Genomic DNA, 26480 nt, shown 5'->3' with positions numbered 1-26480 from the left:
ACCCTGGCGCACCCCGGCGCAACCCCGGCGCCGTATCCGCCTTCGGTCATGCAGGAGTGGACGCACCTCTCCCCACTCTCAACGTATAGCGCACAGGGGGCCTTGCGGCAAGGCCCCGGTCATGGCGCACAATCACCGGCCGAAGGCGGAAACAAGGGGGAGAATTCGTGATCGACGTGATCGTGGCCGGCGGCGGGCCGACCGGTTTGATGCTGGCCGGCGAGCTGAGGCTGCACGGCGTGCACGTGGTCGTACTGGAGAAGGAGGCCGAGCCCACCAGGTTCGTCCGCGCGCTCGGCCTGCATGCGCGCAGCATCGAGGTGATGGCCCAGCGCGGCCTGCTGGAGCGTTTCCTCGCGCACGGCCGGCAGCACGCGGTCGGTGGCTTCTTCGCCGGCATCGGCAAGCCGTGGCCCGACCGGCTGGACACCGCGCATCCCTACGTCCTCGGGATCCCGCAGACCGTCACCGATCGCCTGCTGGCCGAGCACGCCACCGAGCTCGGCACCGAGGTGCGGCGCGGCTGCGAGGTGGCCGGGCTGAGCCAGGACGAGGACGGGGTGACCGTCGAGCTGACGGACGGCACGCGGCTGCGCTCGCGCTACGTCGTCGGCTGTGACGGCGGCCGCAGCACGGTGCGCAAGCTGCTCGGCGTGGGCTTCCCCGGCGAGCCCACCAGGGTCGAGACGCTGCTGGGCGAGATGGAGGTGGCCGAGGACCCGGCGACGGTGGCCGCCGTCGTCACGGAGATCCGCAAGACCCAGCTGCGGTTCGGCGCCGGGCCCCTCGGGGGCGGGGTGTACCGCGTCGTCGTCCCCGCCGCGGGGGTGGCCGAGGACCGCACGGTCCAGCCGACGCTCGGGGAGTTCAAGCAGCGGCTTCGGGAGGTCGCGGGCAGCGACTTCGGCGTGCACTCGCCGCGCTGGCTCTCCCGGTTCGGCGATGCCACCCGGCAGGCCGAGCGCTACCGGGTGGGCCGGGTGCTGCTGGCCGGCGACGCGGCGCACATCCACCCGCCGATCGGTGGGCAAGGGCTCAACCTCGGCATCCAGGACGCGTTCAACCTCGGCTGGAAGCTGGCCGCCGAAGTGGGCGGCCGGGCACCGGAGGGGCTGCTGGACAGCTACCACACCGAGCGGCACCCGGTCGCCGCCGGCGTCCTGGACAACACCCGCGCGCAGATGGAGCTGATCTCCCTCGAGCCGGGCGCCCGGGCAGTGCGCCGGCTGCTGTCGGAACTGATGGACTTCGAGGACGTGAACCGGTTCCTGATCGAGAAGATCATTGCGATCGGGGTCCGCTACGACTTCGGCGAAGGGCATGAACTGCTCGGCCGGCGCCTGCGGGACGTACAGCTGAAGCGGGGGCGCCTCTACGAGCTGATGCACGGCGGCCGAGGTCTGCTGCTCGACCGGACCGGCCGCCTCTCGGTGGACGGCTGGGCCGACCGGGTCGACCACGTCGTCGACGTCAGCGAGGAACTGGACGTGCCGGCAGTACTGCTGCGGCCGGACGGCCACGTGGCGTGGGCGGGCGAAGACCAGGCAGGTCTGCTCGGCGAGCTGCCGAGGTGGTTCGGCGCCGCCGCGAGCTGAGCGCGCCCGGTCGTGGCACCGGGCCCTCCCCGGCTGCCGGTATGTGCTCCGGGGCGCGGTCCGGTGATCCGCGCAGCGTCACGCGGTGTCCGTCGTGCCCGCTGCGCCGATCAGCTCCCGCAGCGCTTCCGGACCGGGTGCGACGGCTTCGGCGAGCCTGGTGCCGCTGCGGAACGCCATGACGACGGGGACCGGGCCCACGCCCGCCTTCTGGGCGACCTCGTACGCCTCGTCCAGGTCCACCGAACGGAATTCGGTGCCGGCGAATTCGGGAAGTCCGGAGAAGCGCTCGAGGAGGGGACCGGTCACGCGGCAGAGGGAGGCCCACGTCGCGCAGAAGAACACCACCACCGGCTTGTCCTGGCTGATCGTCTCCTCGAACTCGGCCAAGCTCGTCAGCGGTGTGATGGCCATGTCGTTCGTCCCTTCGTGACTCTTCCGGCGTGCATGGAGGGGGACAGCCCGTGTGCATCACGGTTCCACGGGTCGGGTGGTCGCGCATACCGGCCGTCGCGCCCTGCCGTCAGGAGCCCGGAACGAAAGTGAGCGGGGGGAACGAGAAATGAGCCCCGGGCGCCATGCGCCCGGGGCTCACCGGTCCTTCTTCGCTGACGCCTTCTAGGCTGCGGCAGCCGCCGCCGCCGTGTCTGCGGACTCGTCCGGGCGGGGGACGCGGTGCAGGCCCTTACGGTCGTAGAGGCGCGTCACGCCGAAGCCGAAGAGCACGGAGGCGACCAGGGCGATGCCCATGGAGATCCACGCGCGGGTCAGGCCCGCGTCGCCCTGGGCGTCGTAGTACAGGATGGAGCGCGTGCCCCCGGTGATCGCCCGGAGCGGCTCGAACTCCGAGAGCGTGCGGAAGAAGCCGGGCAGCGCCTCCAGCGGCACGGTCGCTCCGGAGGACGGGACGGCCATGGCGATGAAGACGATGGTGGAGACCAGCATGCCGGGCGTGCCGAAGACGGCGAGCATGGCCAGGGCGCTGACGCCGACGGCCGCGATCGTGCCCACGGAGTAGAGCCACAGCAGGCCGAGGTGCGAGGCGTCCATGTCGAGGACGCCGACCGTGGCGAGTTCGACGAGGGATCCCATGACCACGGAGAGGCCGAGCATGAGGACCGTGCCGACGGCCAGCGTGCGGACGCGGCTCGTGTGCCGGACGGGCATCCGCTGGCGGAAGGGGCCGAAGTCGGTGTGCACGTAGCCGAGCGCGGTGTCGACCTGGGAGCTGATGGCGTTGGCGCCGAGCACGCCGCAGACGACGAGGACCAGGGCGTAGTAGAAGGCGCTCAGACCCATGGCGCTGTGCGTGCCGAGCGGGTGGCCGTCCGCCACCTCGACGTTCACCGGATCGGTGAGCATCAGCTTGGCGGCCGGAGCGAGCGGGGCCTTCTGGGCGGCGGCCCGGTCGAGGAGGTCCTTGCCGAGCCGGGCGGAGGCGGCGTGGGCCGCCTTCTGGTTCGCCTGGCTGGCCATGGAGGAGCCGATGCTGCCGGCGGACTGGTTGGTCAGCACCGTCAGGGTCGGGCGCTTGGCCTCCGTGGCCTTCGGGCTGGTCAGCCCCGCCACCGTGGCGGTGAAGTTCTCCGGGACGACGAGTGCGCCGTAGACCTTGCCCTGGCCGAGCCGCTTGTCGGCCTCCTGCCGGCTGACGACCTGCCAGGCGAAGCTGTCGTTGTTCGCGGCGGACTTCTCGATCCCGGAGACGACCTGGTCGCCGAGGTTGAGGTGCTTGCCGTTGGTGTCGGCGCCGCGGTCGCTGTTGACCAGTGCGATGGGCAGGTCGCGCAGGTTGCCCTTGGGGTCCACGTTGCCGCCGACGTACAGCAGGGCGAACAGGATGGAGACCACCGCGACGATGAGGCCTGAACCGATCCACAGCTTCGGGCTGCGGAGTACGGAAGAGGGCTCGGGGGAAGGCATATTCGCTCCGAGTTCTTACCTAGAGTAACTAGATACTGAAGGTATCCAGTAGCTAGATAGTGGCAGTATCTTCCAGGAGTGTCCAGTCGTCGCAGTAGGACGCCCGGCCGGCGCACCACCAGCAAGGAAGCCGCATGAAGATCTCCGAGCTCAGCCGCACGACCGGCGTGCCGGTCGCCAGCATCAAGTACTTCCGGCGGCAGGGCCTGCTGCCCGCCGGCAAGGCGACGGCCGCGACGCTGGCCGAGTACGGGCAGGAGCACGTCCAGCGCCTGCGGCTGATCAAGGCGCTGACCACCCTGGGCGGGCTCTCCATCGCCGCCACCCGCGACGTCCTCACCGCCGTCGACCAGGCGCACAGCACCGACAGTGCCCTCGGGGCGGTGAGCTACGCCCTGCCGGTGCCCGTCGCGGAGTCCCCGGCCGGCGACGCCGGCCGGGAGGCGGAGATCGGCTCGGCCGCGGAAGCGGAGGTGGCGGACCTGATCGCGGCCATGGACTGGCAGACGCCCGGCACGTCCCCCCACGTGGAAGGGCTCACGGCGGCGCTGCGAGAGCTCAGGCGCCTCGACGCGGACTACCGGCCCGGCGAACTCGTCGCCTACGCGGAGCTGGCCCGTTCCATCGCCCGTCTGGACCTCGACCGCGCCGCCGCCTTCGACGACGCCCCGGAGGCCCTGGCCGAGCAGGCGGTCATCGTCTTCGCCCTCTCCGCCCCCGTGCTCGAACTGCTCCGGCGGCTGGCCCAGGAGGACCAGGTCCGCCGCCGCATCCCGAGCCTCCCGGGCGACGGCCCCCGCAGCGGATGACAGCGGTGACAGCGGTGACAGCGGTGGCAGCGGCGGCAGTCCGTGCGGGGGCGCGGGCCGCGGGCCGCGGGGTGTCCGCCACGTGGCCCGTTGCTTTCGGCCTTCGTCTCCGCCGTCCGTTGCCGTGCGGGCCGGTCCTCGTTGCTCACAGGAGACGATGCCGACCGGTCGCAGGGAAACGGGGAGTGCAGGATGGGACGAGGCGACGGAGGAGCCGAGCTCTTCGAGAAGATGGCCCGTGACTGGTGGGCCGAGGATTCCCCGGCCGCGCCCTTGCGCGCCCTCAATCAACCGCGGTTCGCCTACTTCGACCGGTACGTCGACGGCGGCTGGGCCGGTCAGCGGGTGCTGGACGTCGGATGCGGCGGGGGCTTCACCACCGAATACCTCGCCTCGCGCGGCGCGGTCGCCTCGGGAGTCGACGTTTCCCCGGCCCTGGTGCGCGCCGCCCGGCAGCACGCCGCGGAGTCCGGCCTGGACATCCGCTACGCCGTGGGAGCGGGGGAGCGCCTGCCGTTCGCCGACGGGTCCTTCTCGGTGGTCACCTGCCTGGACGTGCTCGAGCACGTGCCCGGCCCCGGCGAAGTGGTGCGCGAGATCCGTCGCGTACTGGCCCCGGGCGGAGTGTTCCTGTTCGACACGATCAACCGGACCTGGCGCTCCCGCTTGATCATGATCTGGGGACTGGAGCACGTGCTGCGGGTGATCCCGCGCGGGACGCACGACTGGAACGACTTCATCACCCCGGCCGAGGCGACCGGTTACCTGGGTGCTGCCGGACTCACACCACTGGGCCGGATGGCCGGCCTGTTCGTGGTCGGCCGCCGTCCCGACGGCAGCTTCCGGACCCGCCTTTCCCGCGACCTCTCCTGCACCTACCTGGGCGCCGCCCGCCGCTGACCGCAGGGGCACCGCAGCGGCTCACCCGGCCCACCCGGACGTGAACACGGAAACATCGCCTTCACGTTCGAGGCGGCGGCAGGAAATACGCCCTGCCTAGCGTTCCCCGTGGCCGGCTGCCAGCCGTTGCAGCCACTGCACGCCCAGGAGACCGCATGAGCAGTACCGAGCGACGATCGAGGGAACCCATCGGCCGCGAAGAGTCTCCGCAAGCCCGGGCCGACCTCGGGCACGCGGCCCGGGAGACCCTGGAGGACTACACCCTCCGGTTCGCCCCGCGCAGCTACCGCCGCTGGACGCCGATGGTCGTGGCGACCACGGCGATGGGCGGGATCGCGTACCTGGCCGACTTCTCGATCGGCGCCGGCATCGGCCTCACCCACGGCACCGGCAACGCCCTGGCCGCGATCCTCGTCGCCGCCGTGGTCATCTTCGTCACCGGCTTTCCGCTCGCCTACTACGGGGCGCGCTACAACATCGACCTGGACCTGATCACCCGCGGCTCCGGCTTCGGCTACTACGGTTCGGTCCTGACCAGCGTCATCTTCGCCAGCTTCACCTTCATCTTCTTCGCCCTCGAAGGGTCGATCATGGCGCAAGGGCTGAAGCTGGGCCTGGGGCTGCCGCTGTGGCTCGGCTATCTGGTCTCGACGTTCATGGTGATCCCCCTGGTCGTCTACGGGATGAAGGCGCTCAGCAAGCTTCAGGTGTGGACGACGCCCGTCTGGTTGCTGCTGATGGTGGGTCCGCTGGTCTATCTGGTGGCCGCCGACCCGGGCACGGTGGACCGCTGGCTGTCGTACGCGGGCACCGGCGGCCAGGGAGGAGTGAACACCGCCTCGGTGCTGCTGGGCTCCGGCGTCTGCCTGTCACTGATCGCGCAGATCGGCGAACAGATCGACTACCTGCGCTTCATGCCTCCCCGTACGGACGCGAACCGCCGCGCCTGGTGGACGGCGGTCGTGGTGGCCGGCCCCGGCTGGGTCGTGCTCGGTGCGCTGAAACAGGCGATAGGGGTCTTCCTCGCCGTATACGTCATCGCCTCCGTGGGACCGGCGGCCGCGGCCGAGCCCATTCAGCAGTTCAAGGCCGCCTTCGACGCCATGATGCCCTCGTGGCTGGTCCTTCCGCTGGCCGTGGTCCTGGTCGTGATCAGCCAGATCAAGATCAACGTGACGAACGCCTACTCCGGCTCACTGGCATGGACCAACTCTTTCACCCGGCTGACCGGGCGCTACCCGGGCCGCATGGTGTTCGTCCTGCTCAACCTGGCCTTCGCGCTGGCGCTGATGGAGGCCGACATGTTCAGCTTCCTCAACCGCGTCCTGAGCTTCTACTCCAACTGCGCCATCGCCTGGGTCGTCACCGTGGCCACGGACATCATCGTGAACAAGTACGTGCTGAAACTCTCCCCGCACGCACCCGAGTTCCGGCGCGGCATGCTCTACGCCGTCAACCCCGTGGGCACGGTCGCCTTCGTCGCCGCCTCCGGCCTGTCGATCGCCATGTACTTCCACGCCCTGGGCGACACCCTCCAGCCCTACTCCCCGGTCGCGGCGGCACTGATCGCCCTCGTCCTCACCCCGCTGATGGCCGTACTGACCAAGGGGCGCTACTACCTGCGCCGCACCACGGACGGCATCGCCGAACCCCTGCTCGACGCGGACGGAAACCCGAGCGCCACGCTCTACGAGTGCCACGTCTGCCGGCAGGAGTTCGAGCGCCCGGACGTGGCCGCCTGCCGCACCCACGACGCCGTGGTCTGCTCCCTGTGCCTGAGCACCGACAGGATCGGCGACCACGTGCTCCCCGCGAGCGGCGGCGCCGCGTAACCGGCGGAGGCTCAGCCCGCGGCCGCCTCCACGATCGAGGCGAAGCCCGGTGTGGGCAGGGTGCGGAGGCGGCGCAGGCCGGCCTCGGCGAAGAGGGCGTCGAGCTCGGCGGGGGTGCGGGTGCTGCCGCCGAGGGCGGTCAGCATCAGCATGTCGAGATCCTTGCCGGGGTGCGGGTCGTTGCCCGGCGGCGGGACGGCGTCCACGACCAGGACCCGGCCGCCCGGGGCGAGGGACCGGCGGCAGGACCGCAGGATGCGGACGCAGTCCTCGTCGCTCCAGTCGGGCAGGACGTGCTTGAGGAGGTGGATGTCGCCCTCCGGGGCGCCGGCGAAGAAGTCCCCGGGCTCGGCCCTCCAGCGCCCCGTCAGCTCCTCCACGGCGAGCAGGGGTTCCCGTACCGCCGCCGCCCGGTCGAAGAGGACGCCCGACAGGCCGGGGTGGCGCAGCAGGACGGCCCGGAGCAGCCCGCCCCGTCCGCCGCCGACGTCCACGACCGTGCCCCGGTCCGGGAACGGGTACGCGGCGGCGACCACGTCGTCGAGCGGACCGGAGAAGGCCGCCATCCCGGCGTCGAAGACCTCCCGGGCCGCGCCGTCGGCTGCGAGGTGCTGGAAGAAGGGGGTGCCGAAGACCCTGGGGAAGGCGGATTCCCCGGTGCGTACGGTCTCGGCGAGGTCGGCCGAGGGCCGCAGGAACATGTCATCGGTGAGCAGGAGCACCGTGGCGTGCAGCGAGCCGGGAACGTCGGTGCGCAGGGCGTACGCGGCGGGCGTCAGCCCGAACGCGCCCGTCGCGTCCTCCTGGAACACGCCGCGTGATGCCAGGTGCCGCAGCAGCCGGCGCAGCGTCGGGCCGTCGGTTCCGGTGTCCGCGGCGAGCTCGGCGGCGGTGCGCGGTCCGTCGGCGAGCCGGTCCGCGATCCGGAGTGACGCGGCGGTCCGCAGCGCGGCGGAGTGGAGGAAACCGAAGGTCTCCTCCATCAGCCGCATGGCCCCTGAGGCGTCGGGGGCGGAGGCGCGGGGGCTGGACGAGGGCTCCAAGGTGATCTCCCGGGGCTGGTTCCGGCGGGTACCGGAGGATCACCACCCTTCCAGCGGCCGCCCGGGCCCCGGCACCGCCGCTGTACGGATCTTCGCCGGGACTTCCGTCCTAGGACGTGTCCGGGCCCGGCCGAGTCGCGCATCACCGGGATGTCCACCAGGCTGGACACCGGATCCGGATCACGGTCCGGACCACCGCAAAGACGCCCGGAGTCCAGGCTCGACGGAAGGGGCCGGCATGCCCGTCGATCTCAGCAAGCCGCTGTCGTGGAAGAACGCCACCGGTGACGCCGACACCATGCTGCAGAACCTGCAGGCGAACATCCTGAAGGGTCACGTCCGCGAGCACCTGCACATCCTGCTGGTGCAGTTCGGCGAGGGCTCGGCGGGCGCGGCGGAGGCCCGGGCGTTCCTGGCCGGGCTGGTCCCCCTGATGAAGTCGGCCAAGGAGCACCTCGAGGAAGTGGAGGGCTTCAAGCGCAACGGGTCGAGCGGCGTCTCGAACACCCCCTACGTCGGTGTGGGACTGACGAAGGCGGGCTACGACCGGCTGGGCCTGGCGGACCGGGCCCCCTCCGACGCGGCCTTCGAGCGGGGAATGCGGGACGACGGTACCCGCAGCATGCTGAAGGACCCGGACATCGCGCAGTGGGAGGCCGGCTACCGGGAGGAGATCCACGCCGTCGTCCTGGTCGGCGACGCCGAACCCCGCCCGGCGGGCGCCAGGCTCAAGAAGGTCGAGGAGCTGCTGACCGGCTCGCTCCGCGTGCTCGGCAAGGAAGTGGGCCGCGGCATGCGCAACGCGAACGGCGACGGGATCGAGCACTTCGGATACGTCGACGGCCGCAGCCAGCCGCTGTTCCTCACCGAGGACCTGGAGGACGAGCGCCGCGGTACCGACGGGGTCTCGGTGTGGGATCCCGGCGAGGCCCTGGCGCGCATCCTGGTCGCGGACCCGGCCGCTCCCGATCCCGCGACGGATTTCGGCAGCTACTTCGTGCTGCGCAAGCTGGAGCAGAACGTCCGCGCGTTCAGGAAGGCGGAGGAAGAGCTCGCCGATGCGTTGAAGCTCGACAACGACGACCGCGAACGGGCCGGCGCGATGCTCGTCGGACGCTTCAAGGACGGCACGCCGCTCACCCTGCAGGCCACGCCCGGAGCGCACAGCCCGGTGATGAACGACTTCACCTACGCCAGCGACGGCGCCGCCGACAAGTGCCCCTTCCAGGCCCACATCCGCAAGACCAACCCGCGCGGGTCCGGCGGCTTCGAGCCGCCGGAGGCGGAGCGCCTCCACCTGATGGCGCGGCGCGGGCAGACCTACGGGAAGCGCACCGACGGCCCCGGCGACGAGCTGCCCGAAGACGGCGTCGGCCTGCTGTTCATGGCGTTCAACTCCGATCTGGTCGACCAGTTCGAGTTCACGCAGCGCAACTGGGCCAACAGCGGCGGCTTCCCGGATTCCGGCAGCGAGCCGGCGCCCGGCCTCGACCCGGTCATCGGACAGGGCAGCCGGCCCCCTGCGACCTGGCCGCGCGTCTGGGGCCAGGAGGAGGGCCAGGAGGTCCCTGCCCCCGCGCAGACCGTGACCATGAAGGGCGGCGAGTACTTCTTCATGCCCTCGCTCGCCTTCCTGCGCAGCCTGTGACCCCGCACTGAGCGCCTTCAGCGTGCGAGCTCCTCGAGGATGAGGGGGTAGGTCTCCGTCGCCGCACGGCGGCCGAGGAAGACGTCGAGGTGGCCGTAGCCGGGCAGGACGTGCAGGCTGTCGCGGCCGGGACGGTGACGCTGCAGGAAGTCGAAGGTGCGCCGCTGGCTGTCGGCCAGGAAGCACCGGTTGTCCCGGCCGGCGACGAGGACGAAGCGCGCATCCGTGCTCGGTGCCCGGGCGACGAACGACGCCGGCAGGGTCTCGACGGCGCCGGTCCGTACGAGGTGGCCGGCCCGGATGCAGCGGTTCATCTGGGCGAAGAACGTCATGGGGACCTCGGCGAACTCGCCGCGGATCCACTCGTGCGTCGCCTCGTCGAGATTGGCGTGGGACCACAGGGCGGGCCGGCCGCTGCCGTAGGTGAAGCTGACCATGCGGCACACCGGGTTACGGCACTCCGGGTGGGTGGCGCGCACGCCCCAGACCAGCAGCCGGGAGGCGACGCCCTCGGGGCGGTCGCCCCAGGCGGGGGAGAGGTAGGGGGTCACGCGGCCGATCAGCGGCGCCAGGGTGCCTATCTTGAAGGTCGACAGGCGGGGGACGACGGGGTGCAGCGAGACCGCGTTGCTGACCACGGTGTCCACTTCGGGGAGCAGCCCGGCGGCCATGGCCATGGTGAACGACGTCGAGCCCTGGCAGTGCACGACGGCCTTGAGCCGGTCGGCGCCCGTGGCGTCGAGCACGTGGGCGACCGCGGCGGGGTGGTCGTAGGCGGCGGCCTGGTCGAGGGTCCAGGGCACCGGGTCGAGGTCGATCGAGGCGCGCCAGTTGAGCAGCCACACGTCCCAGCCTTCGTCGAGCAGGGCGTCGACGAAGGTGCGCGGCAGCGGCGGGCGGAAGAGTTCGGCGCGTACGCCCGCGCCGTGGACGACGATGACGGGGCCGCGGGTGGGCGGGTGGCGGCCCTGGACGTGGACGAGCGTGAGGGGCCGGCCGTCCAGGGCCTTCAGCGGCTGCACCTCGGTGATGTGGTCCCGGCGCGTGGTGGGCCGGGTGCGCCGGTTCGGTCGCGGTGAGCCGGTCGGTGTGCCGGTCATGGTGGCTTCGCCTCCCGGGCGATCACGACGGGGTCCTCGATGTGCCGCACGGGCGGCAGACGGTCGGGCACCGGGCGCTTGCCGCCGGCCGGATCGTCCTCCAGGTGCCAGTCACGGCAGACGCCGTCGAGCACCAGAGCGTGGAGGGTGAGGTCGCCGTCCGGTGCGATGTGCAGGCGCAGGAATCCCTTGTGGTCCTCGATGGACTGGCCCGACATCTGCCAGTCGGCGACCGTGCCGTGGCGCGCCCGGAGCACCCACAGGGCGAAGGCTTCGGAGCCCGCGGTCGCCCCGGCGGCCCCGGCGAGCAGGAGGCACAGCAGCAGGACGGTCCACCCGGGCCATGAGGACGGGAACGGCAGGGCGACGGCGGCGAGCAGGACCCCGAGGGCGACCACGCCCTGCAGCAGGGCGGCGACCGCCGGCTCGGGGGGAGCCGCGGACCGGGCGAGGGAGGTCGTCTCGTGTCTGCGCTTGCGGACGAGCCGGGCGAGCCAGGGCAGGGCGATCAGCGCCGCCACGATCGCCGCGGCCATCGCGGCGAAGCGGAGGGCGTCCTCCCAGCCGGCGGTGCGCACGGCCTCGTCGGGCCGGATCGTGCCGCGGGCCAGCGCGAACACGAAGCCGACGAGCAGGAAGAGGACGGCGTGCACGCCCGCGGCCAGTGCGGCGAAGCCCGGGTTGCGCCGGGGCGGCCAGCCGCGCGACCACGGGAAGGCGATGCGCCGGGCGATGCGGCGGGACTCGTCGGCCGCGGGGCAGGTGGGCTGTGCGAGGGCGAAGTCGACCGGTGGGCTGTCCTTCTCCCGCAGGTGGGACTCGCGGGGCGGCAGCGGCAGGTCGGTGGGCAGCCCGTGCGTGGAGGTCAGGTAGGCGCCGCCCAGTCCGCACGTGACGAGCTGGCGTCTGCGCGGGTCGGGTGGCGGCGCGCCGGGGCCGGGCGGGTCGGTGGGCAGCCGTTCGGCGTAACGGGCGTAGTGGTGTTTGTCGCCGGTCAGCCACAGCCGGACGGCGGCGCCCGTCGGCTCCCGCGCCCCCGTCTCCCGGTCGGTGACGCGGGTCCGGACGATGTTGTGGTCGAACCAGTGCAGGGAGTTGAAGGCGTCGGCGTCCTCCTGGGCGCTCTCGACCCAGGCGGGGGTCGCGGAGCACACGATCACTCCGTCGCCCGGCCGGAGGAGGGCGGAGAGGTGGGTCTCGAAGTAGCGCAGCTGGGGGTCGTCGACGTAGGCGCCGAGCTGGCTGTCGAGACCGACGAGCCACCAGCGCCGGGGCAGCCGGACGACGAAGTAGCTGCGGGTCTGGCGGGTGCGCCAGCCGCCGATGTCGCGCCGCTGGGCGAAGATGCGCAGGAAGGCGGTGAGGCCGTCGTACCAGTCGTGGTTGCCGGGGAGGGCGACCATGAGCGGGCGGTCCTCCGCCGTCGGCAGGGCGGCGCGGTAGGGGCCCTTCATCCGGTTCTCGTAGGCGGTGGCCGACGCCACGGGGTACACCTCGTCGCCGCCGAGGACGAGCAGGGAGCCGCGCGGCAGCCGGGCCGGTGCGCCGCCGGGACGTTCGGCGGCGGTCTCCCGCGCCGCCAGGGTCCAGGCGACCGTACTCGTCGCGTCGAAGCCGTCGCCGAGGTCGGCGGCGTAGTCGATCCAGATCTCCTGTGCGCCGGGGTCGTCGAGGGGCGCGTGCAGGGGCTCGGCGTCGAGGGCTCCTTGGATCTCGCGCTTGTCCAGGTAGCCGGCGAGGGTGAGGGCCAGGACGACCTTGCCGGCGGTGCGGGCCAGCTCCTGGGGTGCCAGCCAGCGCACCTGTTCCTGCGGGACGAAGGGCAACTGGAGCTCTTCGGCGTGCTTGCGCAGCTCACGGGCCTTCATGCCGGCTCCCCGGGCGGCGGCCGCAGGCGGGAGCCGTAGACGTCCCACAACTCGCCCAGGAACAGGCGGCCGAAGCGTTCCAGGGCACGTGCCGGATGCGGGCCGGTGGCGCGGAACGTCGTCAGCTGCTCGACGAAGTCCGCGGGACGGACGGTGACGACGCCCGCGCCGAGCACCGCGGCGCCGGCGTCGCCGTCCGGCTGTACGTGTCCGGCGAGCAGGCGGACGTAGAGGGTGGTGGTGTCGGGCCAGAGGTCGGCGCCGGGGTCGTCGTGGATGTCCTTGCGGCCGACGAGCGTGAGCGGGCTGCCGCCGGGGGCGCGCAGGTGCAGGCGGTAGAGCATGCGGCGCCGGGTCGGGTCGTCGTCGCGGGTGAAGAGGTTGAACCAGCCGTGCTCGACCGGCAGGCGCCCGCCGAGGACGTCGCAGTCCGCGTGGCCCGCGACGGTGGCCGGGTGGGCCGGGTCGTCGACGAAGCGGTCGACGTCGTGGGCGGTGACGGTGATCCGGAACGCCAGCCGCTGCCTGCGCTGCCGGCCCAGGTCCCGCCCCTGTCCGGGGTCGTCGACGCCGAGCGCCGCGTGGCCCTCCATCTCCTCGGTGAAGGAGAGGCCGGTCGGCCGCTCACCGCCCGCGGGCGCGGGCTGGGGGACCTCTTCGACGGTCATGCCGGGAGGTACGAACGCCTCGGGGGGCAGATCGGCGGGCGCCTTGCCGGGCACCTCGTCAGGCACGTCGGCGGACACCTCGGCGGCCGAGTGCGCACCGGGGTCCTGCTCGAGGATGCGGTCGCAGGCGCGGTCGGCGAACGCCGCGATCGTCAGGGACGGGTTGGCGCCCACCGGGCCGGGCAGCGCGGCGCCGTCGAGGACGTACAGGCCCGGAAGACCGAAGACCTCGCCGAAGGAGTCGCAGACGCCCTCGGCGGGGTGGCGGCCCATCGGGGCGCCGCCCAGCGGGTGCACGGTGATCACCCGGTGGGACCACCACAAGGGGTTGTCGCGGAACTCCGCGCCCAGTTCCTCGCCCAGGTCGCGCATGACCGACCGGACGCGCTCGAAGTAGCGCAGCGAGGTCTGTACGGTCCAGTCGATGTCGAGGTAGCCGCGGCGCAGGCTCATCCGGCCGTCGGGCACGTCGCGGCCCATGCCGAGCAGCGGCAGCGACGTGTCGGAGAACTCGGCCGGCCCCATCAGCAGGGACAACTGGCGGCCGATGTTGCTCTGCGGGTCGTGGCCCAGCCGTGCCCGCAGCCGGTGCAGGGCGAAGGCGAGCGCGCGGCGGGTGCTTCCGGGCATCTGCGCCGTCTCGCTGAGCCAGTCGACGAACGCGGGGTAGCCCGCGTCCTGGACGTAGAAGCCGCGCCCCGTCGATCCGTCCTCGTCGAGCTCGTCGCCGACGCGGACGGCGCTGGTGATCACCGTCCCGGTACTGCTCCGCAGCCGGCGCGGCCCGGGTGGGCCGCCGCCGTCGCCGTCGGTGGCGTGGAGCAGCAGTCCGAGGAGGTCGCCGTTGCCGCAGAACCGGGTGCCCAGGGTGCTGCTGATGCCGCGCAGTGCGGCTCGGTTGCGCAGCAGCAGGTACGTCGAGCCGAAGGTGCCGGCCGCGAGCACCAGCCGGCGGCACGCGATCCGGTGGACGGGGAGCTTGCCGGTGGCGGTCGGACGGCCCTCGCGGCCGGGCTCGTGGACGACGTAGCGGACCTCGTAGCCGCCGCCGGGGCGGGGCGTGAAGCCGCGCACCTCGCAGCGGGTGCGGATGTCGGCGCCGTGGTGCCGGGCGGCCGACAGGTAGGTGTGGTCGAGGGTGTTCTTGGAGCCGAAGTTGCAGCCGACGTCGCATTCGCCGCACATGCGGCAGGTGCTGCGCGGCAGGCCGTGGAGGTTGCCGTAGGAGGGTTCGGCGATCTGCGCGCCGGGGACGGGCGCCGCACCGGGGCGGGGAGCGAAGGAGACCGCGAGCGGCGGCCGCCACACGGGCAGGCCGAGACGGCCCGCGGCCTCGTGCATCGCGGCGGTCTTGGGCGTGTCGGTGTAGGGGTACGGCGTGGCGCCGAGCATGTCCTCGACCCGGTCGTAGTGCGCGTCGAGGTCGCACCGGCTCAGCGGCCAGTTCTCGTAACCACCGCCCGGCAGCGGTGACTCGTGCACGAACCAGCGTTCGTCCTTGCGCAGCAGGACGTTGGCGTAGATGAGCGAGCCGCCGCCCAGGCCGCTGGAGACGATGCCTTCGAGGCCGCGGAAGGACCAGATGTCGAAGAGGCCGTGCATGCCCGCGCTGGGGTCCCAGAAGTTGCGGGACATGTCGGCCGGAGCGCGGGGGAAACCGCCGGGCGGGTAGGGCTTGCCCCGCTCCAGCACCACCACGGACCGGCCGCCTTCGGCGAGGCGGTACGCGGTGACCGAACCCCCGAAGCCCGAGCCGACGACCACGACGTCGGCGGTCTCTACGGCTGATTGGCTCAGGAGCCGGTCGTTTGCCATCGGTGCTCCCTTGCGGGGCTCCTCCGAAAGGCCCGGGGAAAAACAGACGGGCCTCTAGGGCAATCTTCGCGCTGGCGCAACAAGCGGGCAAATCGTGACGGGAGCCGCTGCCCCGCAGCGTGAGCACGTCCCCGGGTCGTACCCCTCAGGTTCGGGGCCCGCGGAGGACGGCGACACGGGCGCCGGCGGTGAGCAGCGCCGTGGCGGCGACGCACCCCGGACGTCAGGGCCGCCGTCACCATGTCCGTGACCAGGAGCAGCGTGAGGGCCAGGGCGGACGCGGTGACCGTCCCCAGGAGGGCCCGGGCGAGGAAGACCCGCCGGCAGGCCCCGGTGCCGGGACCACGATCTGGCCCCGCCGCCCGCCACCGTGCACAGGGCCTGCCACGGTGCCGGGCCGAACAGCAGCAGGGCGACGGCGGCGAGGGCCGCCCACCCGCTCACGCAGGCCCAGGCGGCGAGCCGCCCGGAGCGCGGGCGGTCGTCGCCGGCCCGCAGGTCCGCGACGGCGGGCAGGTACCAGGCACTGCCCGCCAGGGTGACCGCCGTCGCTCCGACTGCCAGGACGATGTGGGACATGCGCCTTCTCCTCGGAGGGGTTCCACGGGACGCGGCATCCGAAGCCGGACAGGGCCACCCTCATGATCCACATATCGGCGCCGGCCCCGGGGGAGTGCACCGGGTCCGACAGCGGCGCGTACGCGAACCAGCCGAAGTCCGCCGCGCCCTGAGGGGTGAGGAAGCCGGCCGCCGCTATCAGGGAGCCGAACAGGAAGAGCCAGTAGGCGAGCATGTTCAGCCGGGGGAACGCCACGTCGGGCGCGCCGATCTGCAGTGCATGATCCAGTTCGCGAAGCCGGTGAACAGCGGCATCGCGAACAGCAGCAGCATCACCGAGCCGTGCATTGCCGGAAGGGCCTTCGCGCGTGGGCCGTTGGTCCCGGTGCGGTCCCGGGTGCCGGTCCCGGCGTGGTCCCTGTACGGCCCCTGTGTGGTCCCTGCGAGGTCCCGGTGCGGTCCCGTCAGAGCAGGGGCCACAGCGCCTGGACCATCAGCCACATGCAGAAGCCCGTACCGGCCAGCGTTCCCAGGTTCAGGCCGATTCAGTACCAGCGGCGGTGGCGCGCCCCGGCCAGCAGACCGAAGCCGATGACGGTCACGGCGCCGTAGCCGGCCAGACCCAGCAGCGGGTTGGTGAAGCCGAACGCCCAGCGCGCCGGAGACGACCAGCATCCAGGCGGTGGCGCGTCCGGCGCCCGGGACCGTGCGCCGTCCTGCCGTGCGCCCTTCGCCGCTCCGCGCCCTCGGCCCGTGTGCTTGCGGTCCCCGTCAGGTCAACCGCTGCTCGGCTCGTCATATGCGTTCGCCGCTCCGGCCTCGTGCCGCCGGGCCGCAGGACCCGCGGACGGCGCCGGCCGGCCAGAAGACCGTCACCGGGATGCCGCGGGCGCGGGCGAAGGCCACCAGGTGCGCCGTGGCGTCCCGTCCGTCGGACGGCGAGCCGTCCCAGACCGCCACCACCTGCCTGCAGGACCTGATCAGCTGCTCGTCGGCGCTCACGGAGGCGTCCCGGTCGGCCGGGTCGTACGGCAGCAGCCGTACGTGCTCGGCCAGGACCAGCAGCTCACCGGCCGCCACACGGTCGCGCGGGGGAAGTGCGCCGGCACCCGGTGCCGGTGCGGGCAGCAGCACGACGAGCTTGAGGCCCGCCTTGCGCACGGCCCGGCCCGCCGCCACGGGCACGCCCGCTCCGGCACGGACGAGCACCGGCGTCCCCGTGGTGCAGCGCTCCAGCAGCTCGCACAGATCGGCCGCGAGCGAGGTGCCCGCGTCCAGGTCCCGGTGCCCCACCACAGCGATCACCCGTCGACTCCGTTCGCTCTCGTCACACCCTCGGCACGTGGTGCGCGCCGGGTGTCCCGCCCGCTCCCGGGATCCGGGCTGCCGATGCAGGGACGGCACACCCGGCCGCCCCGCCAGAAGATCGCCAAGGACACCGCCACGGAAAGGGCCGAACGGCCCCCCGCCCCCGGGCCGGTGGGGCACCCTCGATGTCGTTCGTCCTGCTGTCAGGGGCGGCTCGTCGGAGGTTCGGGCAGCCAGTCGTGAGCCGGGTCGTACTCCAGCCAGCGGCTCCGGCCGGCTTCTCCCGCGCAGGCGGCGACGAGGCCGTCCAGCCCCGGGTGTTCGTTTCCGTTGCGCCACAGCAGCGACCATGCGTACAGCGGCGTGGGGCCGGCCAGAGGGACGGAGCGCAGCCCGGGGACCTCCGGCAGGGGTACGTCGGCGGGCAGCAGTGAGAAGCGGTCCGGGGCTTGCGCCACCTCGTCGAGGAAATGGACGAGCCCCAGGTTGACGCTCGCTGCCCTGTCCCGGATGCCGAACCGCTCGGCGAACTGGTGGAGGAAGTCGAGCCTGTCCAGCGCACCGGGTGACCACAGCACGCTGCCGCGCAGCTGTTCCGGCCGCAGGGCGGGCTCGGCGGCCAGCGGGTGATCCGTGCTCAGCACGGCGTCCACCGGTTCGAGGCGGACGAGACGGTGCGTCAGCTGCGCGTGCAGCGGGGGATGGACCCGGCCGAAGGCCGCGTCGATGTCGCCCTGCATCAGCGCCGCCGTGACCGACGGCAGGTCGCGCCCGTGCCCCGGCACCAGCTCCCCGGCCCGTCCGGCGACCTGGGCCAGCGTCCGCATCGGCGCGTAGAGGTGCCCCCAGACGTCGACCCGCAGCGGGCGGTCCTTCCCGGCCGCCGCCGCGACCGCGGCGTCGGCGGCGGCCACGGTCTGCCGGGCCGGTCGCAGAAATCGCCGGCCCGCCTCGGTGAGGTGCACCCCGCCTCCGGCGCGCTGGAACAGCGCGGTGCCGAGCAGGGTTTCCAGCCGCGCGATCCGCTTGGACAGCGCCTGCTGGGAGATGGCGAGCGTGCCGGCCGCCCGCCCGAAATGCAGTTCCTCGGCGGCGCGAACGAACGCGCGTACCTGCGCCACGTCGAGATCCATGGCTCCCACCATAGGTGACAACCAATAGTTGTTGACTTTGCCCGTCCATTGTTGGATCTCCCGGCGCCCCGAGCGGTTGCATGGCCGGCATGCAAAGACTGATTCCCACGGGGGACGCGGCGCGTCCGGTCGCCTTCGCCGAGGTTCCCCAGCCCGCCCCGGAGCCCGGTGAGGCACTGATCAAGGTCGAGGCGTTCGCGCCGAACCGGGGTGAGACGTTCCTCCTCGAACAGCCCCGCCCGGGTCTTCTGCCCGGCAAGGACATCGCAGGGCTCGTCGTACAGGCCGCGGCCGACGGCTCGGGCCCCGGCATCGGCACCCGCGTGGTCGGGCACCCGGCGCAGGGCGGCTGGGCCGAGTACGCCGCCGTGCCCACGCACTCGCTCGCGGTGCTCCCGGACGGCATCGACAGCGTACGGGCAGCCGCGCTGCCTCTCGCCGGGATCACCGCCCTGCGGCTGCTGCGCACGGCCGGCTCCGTGGCCGGCCGGCGCGTGCTGCTCACCGGCGCTTCGGGCGGCGTCGGCCACTACGTCACCGAGCTGGCCGTCGGCGCCGCAGCCGAGCTGACCGCGGTGACGGCCACGCCGGAGCGCGGCGAGCGGCTCGCGGCACTGGGCGCCGAGGTGGTGCACGACGTCGCGGCGGCCCGGGGGCCGTTCGACGTCGTGCTGGAGTCCACAGGCGGCCCGGAGCTGCCCCTCGCCCTTGCGAAGGTGCGTCCGGGCGGCACGCTCATCTGGTTCGGCCAGGCGAGCCGTACCCCGGTGACCCTCGATTTCTTCCAGCTGCTGAGCGGGCCCGAGCGCGTCACGATCCAGCATTTCCACTACGCGGGCGCCCCGTACGGATCCGACCTCGCGGCGCTGGTGCGTCTCGTGGAACGGGGCCGGTTGCATCCGGAGATCGGCCGGACGGCCGACTGGGCGGAGACCGCCGGCACCCTGGTCGACCTCAGAGAGCGCCGGATACGCGGCAAGGCCGTACTGCTGACAGGAGAAGCACGATGAGCGCCACCGAGTTCGCCGCCGCCCAGTGGACGCGCGCCACCGGCGCGGGCGTCGACCCCCACGAGTACCGTCGGGTCACCGGCGCCCTCACCTCCCTCGCCGGCTGGGGGCCGTCCTTCCTGCGCACCGGACACGCCTACCTGGAGCGGGCGGAGGCCGCGGGATCCCCCGTCTCGGCGGGTGAGCACCTGCTGATGGCGGCCCGGTGGTTCCACCTCGCCACGCTCGCACCGTACGCGGAGACCGGCCGCGCCGCCGCCGAGGCGGACCGGGCCCTGGGCAGAGCCCTCACGGTGCTGGAGCCCGGCGCGCGGCGCGTGAGCGGCGAAGGATTCACCGGCCTGCTGCGCGGCCCCGCCGACGCGCCCGGCACCGTGGTCGTCGTCCCCGGCCTGGACTCGGCCAAGGAGGAGTTCCTCGACCTGGCGTCCGCGCTCCTGGCCAGGGGGCTGGCGGTGTTCGCGATGGACGGCCCCGGGCAGGGCGCGCTCACCGCCACCACGACCCTCAGGCCGGACTACGAGCAGGTCGTGGGCCGGGTCGTCGACGCCCTCGGCGCCGAACGCATCGGTCTCGTCGGCCTCAGCCTGGGCGGCTACTTCGCGGCCCGGACCGCGGCACTGGAGACGCGCGTGGCGGCGGTCGCGACCGTCAGCGGCCCCTTCCGCCTCGACTGGGCCGAACTGCCCGCTCCGGTGAAGGACATCATGGCCCGGCGCACCGGAGGGACCGGTGCCGCCCGCGAGTTCGCCCGCCAAGTGGACCTCTCCGCCCTGGCCCCGCGCATCGCGGCCCCGCTGCTGGTCGTGGACGGCGGCCAGGACGTCATTCCCGGAGTGACGAACGGCGAGCCGCTGGCCCGTCTGGCACCGTACGGCACCTATCTGTCCGTACCGCACGGCGATCACCTCCTCGGCAACGCGCGGCCCGACTGGCTGTCCCACCTCGCCGACCACATCGCGAACACCCTGATCGCAGGGCGGGCGTGAACCGCTTCACCGGGGACCCCGGAATCAGGTGATTCCGGGGTCCCCGGTGAATCAGGCGGGAAGGGCGTCGACGGTGGGGACGACGGTGCCGAACAGGTCGGTGATGGTGGTCAGTGCGGCGGTCTTGAGGGCCGCGGCGGGCAGGACGGCACCGTCGGGTGCGGTGAGGGCGCGGGTGGCGGTGGCTTCGGCGACGACCGTGGGCCGGTAACCGAGGTTGAAGGCGCCCTGGGCCGTGTAGTTGACGCACATGTGGGTCATGAAGCCGCCTATGACCAGGTCCTTGCCGCTGCCCGGGGCGGCGCCCAGGTCCGTCAGGGTCTTCTCCAGGTCGGTGAGGTGGAAGGAGTTGGGGAACTGCTTGACCACGACCGCCTCGCCGTCCACCGGAGCGACCTCGTCGCTGATGGCGCCGATGCGGGCACGGATGTCGTAGGGGGTGTTCTCGCCGCCGTCGTGGATGACGTGGACGACCGGGATGCCCGCGGTGCGGGCGCGCTCCAGGAGGCGGGCGCCGGCCGCGAGGGCTTCTTCGGCGCCTTCCAGGGCCATGACGCCGCTGCGGTAGGTGTTCTGGAAGTCGACCAGGATCAGGACGGAGTCGCCGAGCCCGGGCGGCCGGTTGTCCAGGCCGGTGACGTCGCGCAGGGTCGTGGAGGGCTGGTTGCTGCTCATGGGATGCCTTTCGTAAGGGGAACGAGGCAGGGCGGAGCTGCCCGCCTTGCCCGAGCGGGCCATGGGGATACCGGTGGATGGGGGTGTCAGGTGGTCCGGGTGCGGAAGCGGCGGCGGTACGCGGCGGGAGTCGTGGCGAGCTGCCGTCTGAACGCCCGGTGCAGGGTCTCCACCGAACCGAGCCCGGCCTCGGCGGCCACCCGGTCGAGCGGGTCGTCGGTGGTCTCCAGCAGACGCCGGGCCACCTCGACCCGGGCAGCCTCGACGTAAGCGGCGGGACCGGCGCCGGTCTCCTGTTTGAAGACGCGGGCGAAGTGCCGCTCGCTCAGGCACATCCGGGCCGCCAGCACCTCCGCGGACAGGTCCTCGTCGAGGTGGTCGGCGATCCACAGCCGCAGCTCGTCGATGTCGCGGCGGGCCGAGGCGGGCCGGCTGAGCGGCACGGAGAACTGGCTCTGCCCGCCCTGCCGCTTGAGGTACATCACCAGTTGCCGGGCCACCGCCAGTGCGACGTCCTCGCCCAGGTCCTCGGCCACCAGAGCGAGCGCGAGGTCCAGGCAGGCGCTGATGCCGGCACCCGTCCACAGCCGGCCGCGGTCGGCCCGGACGAAGATCGGATCCGGGTCGACCGTGACGGCCGGGTGGTCGGCGGCAAGCTGGGCGGCGGTCGACCAGTGCGTGGTCGCCGTCCTCCCGTCCAGCAGCCCGGCGGCCGCCAGGACGTGCGCACCGACGCACACCGACGCCACCCGCCGGGCGTGCGCGGCGGTCTCCTTCACCCACGCCACGACATCGGCGTCGATCCGGGCCGTGGGGCCGTCGTCGGTCATGTCGACCGCGCCGGGCACCAGGAGGGTGTCCACCTGCCCGCCGACCTCGCCGAAGGCCAGATCGGCCAGCAGTCGCACACCCGCCGACGTCCGCACCTCGCCGGCGGCCGGCCCGGCGAGGCGGACCCGGTAGCCGGCGCGGCCTGCGGTCTCCCGGTTGGCCAGCGCGAAGACCTCGGCCGGGCCGGTGACGTCGAGGAGGTCGACATCGGGGAAGACAGCGATGACGACACGGTGCGGAAGGGGCATGACCCCATCCTCACCGTCGGCGCAGATGACTGCAATGACGGCTGTCTGTCACATCCGGACACGAAGGTGTTCGACGGCCGCCGGATGCTGGGCGCTTGTCACCTCTTCAGCAGCGGACGCAGCTGGGCATGAGCCCACCCGCCGAGCCGGGTGGGAGTGGTGGTGAGCAGGTCGCGGGGCTGCTCGGGCACCAGGTCGCGCGATCCGGTGGTCATCCCGACGATGCCCTCCACCGCCGAAGGAGGCAGCCCGGCCGCGCGCAGCGCGTCCCGGGTCGCGCTGTCGCTGACGGGGTCGAGCCGGATCGGGTACCCGAGCGCATCGGTGAGGATCTGTGCGACCCGGCCGAAGGTGAGGTCTTCCGGCCCGTGCACGGCCTGGACCACCCGGCCCTGCCAGGCGCCGCTCAGCAGCCGGGCCGCGACCACGTCTCCGATGTCGCGCGGATCGACCCACGGCATCGGGCGGCCGGGATCGAACGCCGTGGTCAGAACGCCGCGGGAGAGTCCTTCGAGGTCGAACAGGAGGTTGGTGAAGAAGTACGCGCACCGCAGGTGCAGCACATCGGCTCCGGTGGCATCGAGTTGTTCCTCGATCCCGGCCAGGGGGTCGATGTGTCCGGCCCCGTGCCGTTTCTCCGCGCCGATGCTGCTCAGGAACACCACCCGCCGCACATCGCCGACCCGGGCGGTATCCACCAGCGGTGCGGCGGTCCGTAGCGAGGTCTCGATCGGATCCGCCGCCGTATGCGGCGTGGGATCGACCCAGAAGACGGTTCCTGCTCCCGCCACCGCCTCGCGGACGAATCCGGCGTCCGTCAGGTCACCCCGGTGCACATCGACCCGCGCGCGGGTCGCCTCGTCCAGGCGGGCCGGGTCACGGACCAGAACGCGGGGACGGACCCCGGCCTGGAGCAGCAGCCGCACCACGCGCGACCCCACGTGTCCCGTCGGTGTGGTGACCACGATGCTCATGGAAACATCCCTTCCTGCGCGGCACTGGTCATGTACGGCACTGGCGTTCCCCGCACTCTAGAGCTCCACGTGACCGCAGTCGCTTCAACGGGCCGGCGCGCACCGGCGAGCCGGTGTTTCACAGGCGGCCGGCGCGGAACTGCGTCCCCCTTCACCGCCCGGTTTCCGCCCGGCTCCCCGGGCGCAGTATCGGGAGGGCGGCAACTGCAGAGGGGGAGACCATGACCGTGATCGTCGGACTCGTCCACAACGAGCGGGTGCACCTGGGCGGGGATTCGGCGGGTGTCGCCGGCCTCAGACTCACCGTCCGCCGGGACCCGAAGATCTTCCGCAACGGCCCCTACGCCCTGGGCTTCACCACCAGCTTCCGCATGGGCCAGCTGCTGCATCACGCGTTCAAGGCGCCCACGCCCAAGGGCGACCTGGACCACTTCATGACCACCGTCTTCGTCGACAAGCTGCGCACGTGCCTCAAGAACGGCGGTTGGTCGCGCAAGGACTGCGAGCAGGAGCAGGGCGGGACGTTCCTCGTCGGTATATACGGTCGCCTGTTCGCCGTCTACGCCGATTACCAGATAGCCGAGCCCGCCGACGGGTACGCGGCGGTGGGGTGCGGGGACGAGTTCGCGCTCGGCGCTCTGCACGCCACCGCGGACCTGGACCTCAAACCACGGAAGCGCCTCGCTCTGGCTCTCGCGGCCGCCGGCCACCACAGCGCCGGAGTCTCCGGACCGTTCAGGTACGTCACCGCGCGGAAGTTCTCCTCCTGATCGGGAGGGCTCACGCCTTGGTCCGGGCCGGTGCGGCCGCTATCGGCCCGGACCCGAGCGGGTGATCGTGGTGAGGGCATGGTGGAGGGCCGTGGTGGAGTCGCCGGGCGGGAGGTTGCGCCAGCGGGCGCCGACGTGGCCGTCGGGGCGGATGAGCAGTGCTCCGTGCGGGCCGAGGTCGCAGGGGCCGATGTGCTCCCCGGGAAGGGGCTCGATCCGGAGCGGCCATGGTGTGGTGGCGGTCTGCTGCTCCCAGGAGTTGGGATCCGGGGTGAGGAGCGTGAACCGTTCGCCGACCGCGTCGAGCGTGGATCGGCTGCGTGCGAGCCAGAGGTGCGGCATGCGGTGGCCGGGCTCCGTGCTGGGGACGTAGTTCGTGTCGGTGTCCCTGCCGGTGCCGGTGCCGGTGTCGGCGGAATCGGCCGGGGCGCCGGCGTCGGCGAGGACGGCGTCGGAGCGGTAGGCGACGCCGAGGACGAGACCGAGTTGGGCGAAGTACTGCTCCGACCACGGAAGCTCGATCCGGACCGGCGCCGTTTCGCCGGTCCGCAGCTGCTCGCGGCGCCGGTTCTGTACTTCGATCATGAGGTGCGTGTTGGCCACCGCTTGCTGGAGCGTCCGGTGGGCCACGGGCTGGCGTTCGGTCTCGTAGGTGACCAGCAGGTCCGTTCCGGCCCACCCGTGGAGGACACCCGCCAGTTTCCAGCAGAGGTTGTGCACGTCGGCGATGCCGGTGTTCATGCCCAGGCCGCCGGTGATGGGGATCGCGTGTGCGGCGTCACCGGTCAGCAGGACCCGGCCGTGGCGGAAGCGTTCGGCGACGACGGCGTTCATCGTCCAGTGCTGAACCCGCAGCACGTCGGCCCGTACGTCCGTGCCGGGGCCGAGGGCGCGCGAGACGAGACCGGCCCAGTCGGCGTGTGCGGTGTCTTCGGGGGTGGGGGCGAACCAGGCCCAGCCTCCTTCCGGATAGAGCGGGGCGAAGATTCCATGGGGGGTGAAGTAGACCCCGGCGGGCTGGTCGGCGCACCAGCGGCTGAGGTCGGCGTCGAACACGACGGTGGTGAAGCCCGCCATCGCGCCGGGGCCGGTCGTGCCGATTCCCAGCCGCTGCCGGACGGTGGAGTTCGCGCCGTCGGCGGCGAGTACGTAGCGAGCGCGGACGCGCGTCTCCTGACCACGTCGGTGGTCGGCGAGGACGGCCACGACGCCCTCGGCTTCCTCGGTCAGGCCGGTGAGCTCGACCCCGAACCGCAGCGGGGCGTCCGCCGCGGCGCGCAGAGCGGGTTCCAGCCGGTCCTGTGAGGTGACCACACCGATCACGGGACTCTCGGGTACCGGCGCGTTGATCCCGACCATCGCCGCCGTGGCGAAGTCGCGGTCCTGCAGGGTGTCGCGGAAGCGGATGCGCCCGTACTCCGGCGCGAACGCGCCGGCCGTGATCGTGGCAGCGAGCCCGAGCTGCCGGTAGATCTCCATCGAGCGGACGTTGACCAGCCGGGCCCGGGGGAAGGGGGACAACCCGGCGTGTTTCTCGACCAGCAGTGCTTGCACGCCCCAGCGTTCCAGGAGCGCCCGGGCGGTGAGCCCGACCGGCCCACCGCCGACGATCAGTACCGGCACCTCGGCGTCTGCCACGGGCATGTCGAGCTCCTCCTGCTCGCCCTGCGTGCCACCCAGTCTCCGTCAGCCCGGCAGCGTGCGGAAGGGCGTGCACGCAGCGGTGGGACGACCCCCGTGCTTGCTCAGGAAGTCGAGGATGTCGCACGAGGACCGGCCGAGTACGTCGTCGTGCCCGCTGCCCGGATAGGTGCGTTCGGTGATCGCAGGCGAGCCCAGCGCGCGGAGGTTGCCGGCGACCTGCGCCGACCACTGGGCCGGTACGTCGAGGTCGTTGCCGCCCTGGACGATCAGGAGGGGGCTGCGGACCGCGGTGCGGTCGGGGTTGCCGTAGGCGGCCATGGTGCGGCCCAGGGCGGTGAGCCGGGCGGAGTCGAGCGGGATGGCCTGTTCGGAGGTGGTGCGGATGAGGCTGGGATGCGGGTCGTTGATGCACTCCTCGAACACCTGCGAGGCGGTGCGCATGGCGGAGGGGCCGAGGAGGCGCGGGAGGCCGACGGACGGGTCGGTGGCGTTCAGGCCCGCCAGCGAGTAGAGGGCGAAGGTGAGCTGCCCGGGGTTGTGCGCGGCGATGACGCCGGGAAGCATCACGTTCAGGTGACTGGCGGGCGCGATGGCCACGGCACCGCCGAAGCGCAGGTCCGGGGCTCTCTTCGCGGCGTTGGCGGCGAAGATGGAGGCCTGGCCGCCCTGGGAGTGGCCGACGGTGAACCACGTCGGCGCGAGGTCCGGGACCAGCCGGCGGGCGGCGGTGACGCTGTCGACCACCGCGTTGCCCTCGTCGGCGCCGACCAGGTAGGTGTGCATGCCGGGCGTGCCGAGGCCGGGGTAGTCCGTCGCCGTGACCGCGTATCCGGCCTTGAGGAAGGCGCCGATCTCCTGCGCGTAGGCGTTGTAGCCGAGGTTGGCGGCGTGCGAGGGCGCGCAGGTGTCGGCGACGCCGGTGGTGCCGTGCGCCCAGGCGACGACGGGCCGGCCGCCGGGCGGCGGCGGCCCCGGGGGCACGAATACGACGCCGCTGACGGGAACGTCCGCGTCGTGGGCGTTCCGCGAGTGGTACAGCACGGTCCAGCGCCGGGCACCTGCGATCTGCGCGTCGGTGCCGTGGTCGTTGGCCCCGATGAGAGTTCCGGGCGCCGCGGGCGGCAGGGGCTGCGGTACCT

General features: G+C 72.6%; 21 protein-coding genes and 1 pseudogene. 8 read left to right on the top strand and 14 right to left on the bottom strand.

The features are described from left to right. Window positions 1-167: 167 nt before the first annotated feature. Complete coding sequence (gene rox / locus V7793_RS03250; protein WP_335581346.1) at window positions 168-1595, top strand: rifampin monooxygenase; 1428 nt, start codon at window positions 168-170, stop codon at window positions 1593-1595. A gap of 78 nt (window positions 1596-1673) precedes the next feature. Here the strand turns inward: rox and V7793_RS03245 are convergent, their stop codons facing one another. Then, window positions 1674-2009 (bottom strand): thioredoxin family protein, encoded by a 336-nt coding sequence (locus tag V7793_RS03245; protein WP_335581345.1) that lies wholly within the window; start codon window positions 2007-2009, stop codon window positions 1674-1676. Window positions 2010-2213: 204 nt separating this feature from the next. Continuing rightward, window positions 2214-3518, bottom strand: coding sequence for a YhgE/Pip family protein (locus V7793_RS03240; RefSeq protein WP_335581344.1), 1305 nt, complete (start codon window positions 3516-3518; stop codon window positions 2214-2216). A gap of 134 nt (window positions 3519-3652) precedes the next feature. On the opposite strand from V7793_RS03240, the gene V7793_RS03235 reads away from it, so the two are divergent. The 3 genes from V7793_RS03235 (at window position 3653) to V7793_RS03225 (ending at window position 7059) form a co-directional block, all read left to right on the top strand. Beyond that, window positions 3653-4327 (top strand): MerR family transcriptional regulator, encoded by a 675-nt coding sequence (locus V7793_RS03235; protein ID WP_335581343.1) that lies wholly within the window; start codon window positions 3653-3655, stop codon window positions 4325-4327. A 192-nt stretch (window positions 4328-4519) separates the two neighbouring features. Beyond that, window positions 4520-5227 carry a bifunctional 2-polyprenyl-6-hydroxyphenol methylase/3-demethylubiquinol 3-O-methyltransferase UbiG gene (ubiG, locus tag V7793_RS03230; protein WP_335581342.1) on the top strand — a complete coding sequence of 236 codons (708 nt, stop codon included), beginning with the start codon at window positions 4520-4522 and terminating at the stop codon, window positions 5225-5227. Window positions 5228-5382: 155 nt separating this feature from the next. Continuing rightward, entirely contained in the window at window positions 5383-7059 is a 1677-nt protein-coding gene (locus V7793_RS03225; protein WP_335581341.1) for a purine-cytosine permease family protein, read from the top strand. An 11-nt stretch (window positions 7060-7070) separates the two neighbouring features. Here V7793_RS03225 and V7793_RS03220 read toward each other — a convergent pair whose 3' ends face one another. After that, window positions 7071-8102, bottom strand: coding sequence for a methyltransferase (locus V7793_RS03220; protein WP_335581340.1), 1032 nt, complete (start codon window positions 8100-8102; stop codon window positions 7071-7073). A 238-nt stretch (window positions 8103-8340) separates the two neighbouring features. Here V7793_RS03220 and V7793_RS03215 point away from each other — a divergent pair, with 238 nt between their 5' ends. Continuing rightward, on the top strand, window positions 8341-9750 hold the full coding sequence (locus tag V7793_RS03215; RefSeq protein ID WP_335581339.1) for a Dyp-type peroxidase: 1410 nt from the start codon (window positions 8341-8343) through the stop codon (window positions 9748-9750). Between the two features lie 17 nt (window positions 9751-9767). Here the strand turns inward: V7793_RS03215 and V7793_RS03210 are convergent, their stop codons facing one another. The 6 genes and pseudogenes from V7793_RS03210 to V7793_RS03180 all read right to left on the bottom strand — a co-directional run bounded on the left by V7793_RS03210 (window position 9768) and on the right by V7793_RS03180 (window position 18200). After that, window positions 9768-10850, bottom strand: coding sequence for an alpha/beta fold hydrolase (locus V7793_RS03210; RefSeq protein WP_335581338.1), 1083 nt, complete (start codon window positions 10848-10850; stop codon window positions 9768-9770). Then, window positions 10847-12718 (bottom strand): hypothetical protein, encoded by a 1872-nt coding sequence (locus V7793_RS03205; RefSeq protein WP_335581337.1) that lies wholly within the window; start codon window positions 12716-12718, stop codon window positions 10847-10849. The genes V7793_RS03210 and V7793_RS03205 overlap by 4 nt, the downstream gene beginning before the upstream one ends. After that, a complete protein-coding gene (locus V7793_RS03200) occupies window positions 12715-15201 on the bottom strand; it encodes a GMC oxidoreductase (protein ID WP_335581336.1) in 2487 nt (828 codons plus the stop codon). Before V7793_RS03200 ends, V7793_RS03205 begins: the two co-directional genes overlap by 4 nt. Before the next feature lie 616 nt (window positions 15202-15817). After that, window positions 15818-16107, bottom strand: a pseudogene (locus V7793_RS03195) (cbb3-type cytochrome c oxidase subunit I); the annotation flags it as partial. 447 nt (window positions 16108-16554) lie between these two features. Then, window positions 16555-17064, bottom strand: coding sequence for a hypothetical protein (locus tag V7793_RS03185; RefSeq protein ID WP_335581335.1), 510 nt, complete (start codon window positions 17062-17064; stop codon window positions 16555-16557). A gap of 206 nt (window positions 17065-17270) precedes the next feature. After that, on the bottom strand, window positions 17271-18200 hold the full coding sequence (locus V7793_RS03180; RefSeq protein ID WP_335581334.1) for a LysR family transcriptional regulator: 930 nt from the start codon (window positions 18198-18200) through the stop codon (window positions 17271-17273). Window positions 18201-18289: 89 nt separating this feature from the next. Between V7793_RS03180 and V7793_RS03175 the strand changes: the two genes are divergently transcribed. Both V7793_RS03175 and V7793_RS03170 read left to right on the top strand, forming a co-directional pair. Beyond that, complete coding sequence (locus V7793_RS03175) at window positions 18290-19210, top strand: zinc-binding dehydrogenase (protein ID WP_335581333.1); 921 nt, start codon at window positions 18290-18292, stop codon at window positions 19208-19210. Next, entirely contained in the window at window positions 19207-20199 is a 993-nt protein-coding gene (locus tag V7793_RS03170) for an alpha/beta hydrolase family protein (protein WP_335581332.1), read from the top strand. The genes V7793_RS03175 and V7793_RS03170 overlap by 4 nt, the downstream gene beginning before the upstream one ends. A 51-nt stretch (window positions 20200-20250) precedes the next feature. On the opposite strand, the gene V7793_RS03165 is transcribed toward V7793_RS03170, so the two are convergent. From V7793_RS03165 to V7793_RS03155, 3 genes are all read right to left on the bottom strand, one after another. Beyond that, a complete protein-coding gene (locus V7793_RS03165) occupies window positions 20251-20874 on the bottom strand; it encodes a cysteine hydrolase family protein (RefSeq protein ID WP_335581331.1) in 624 nt (207 codons plus the stop codon). Window positions 20875-20960: 86 nt separating this feature from the next. Continuing rightward, entirely contained in the window at window positions 20961-21953 is a 993-nt protein-coding gene (locus tag V7793_RS03160; RefSeq protein WP_335581330.1) for a GlxA family transcriptional regulator, read from the bottom strand. 98 nt (window positions 21954-22051) lie between these two features. After that, the gene (locus V7793_RS03155) at window positions 22052-22927 is read right to left on the bottom strand and encodes an NmrA family NAD(P)-binding protein (RefSeq protein ID WP_335581329.1); all 876 of its coding nucleotides are present in this window, start codon (window positions 22925-22927) and stop codon (window positions 22052-22054) included. Window positions 22928-23148: 221 nt separating this feature from the next. Here V7793_RS03155 and V7793_RS03150 point away from each other — a divergent pair, with 221 nt between their 5' ends. Beyond that, entirely contained in the window at window positions 23149-23697 is a 549-nt protein-coding gene (locus V7793_RS03150) for a hypothetical protein (RefSeq protein WP_335581328.1), read from the top strand. A gap of 39 nt (window positions 23698-23736) precedes the next feature. Here V7793_RS03150 and V7793_RS03145 read toward each other — a convergent pair whose 3' ends face one another. After that, window positions 23737-25341: an FAD-dependent monooxygenase gene (locus tag V7793_RS03145; protein ID WP_335581327.1), complete on the bottom strand. Its 1605-nt coding sequence runs from the start codon at window positions 25339-25341 to the stop codon at window positions 23737-23739. A 42-nt stretch (window positions 25342-25383) separates the two neighbouring features. Continuing rightward, window positions 25384-26480 (bottom strand): lipase family protein (locus V7793_RS03140; protein ID WP_335581326.1); only part of this gene is annotated, 1097 nt, incomplete at its 5' end.

The sequence above is a fragment of the Streptomyces sp. KLMMK genome, assembly GCF_036961605.1.
Lineage (GTDB): Bacteria > Actinomycetota > Actinomycetes > Streptomycetales > Streptomycetaceae > Streptomyces > Streptomyces telluris.
The sequence above is the reverse complement of the archived record's forward strand: the minus strand, read 5'-3'. Positions and strand labels throughout refer to the sequence as shown.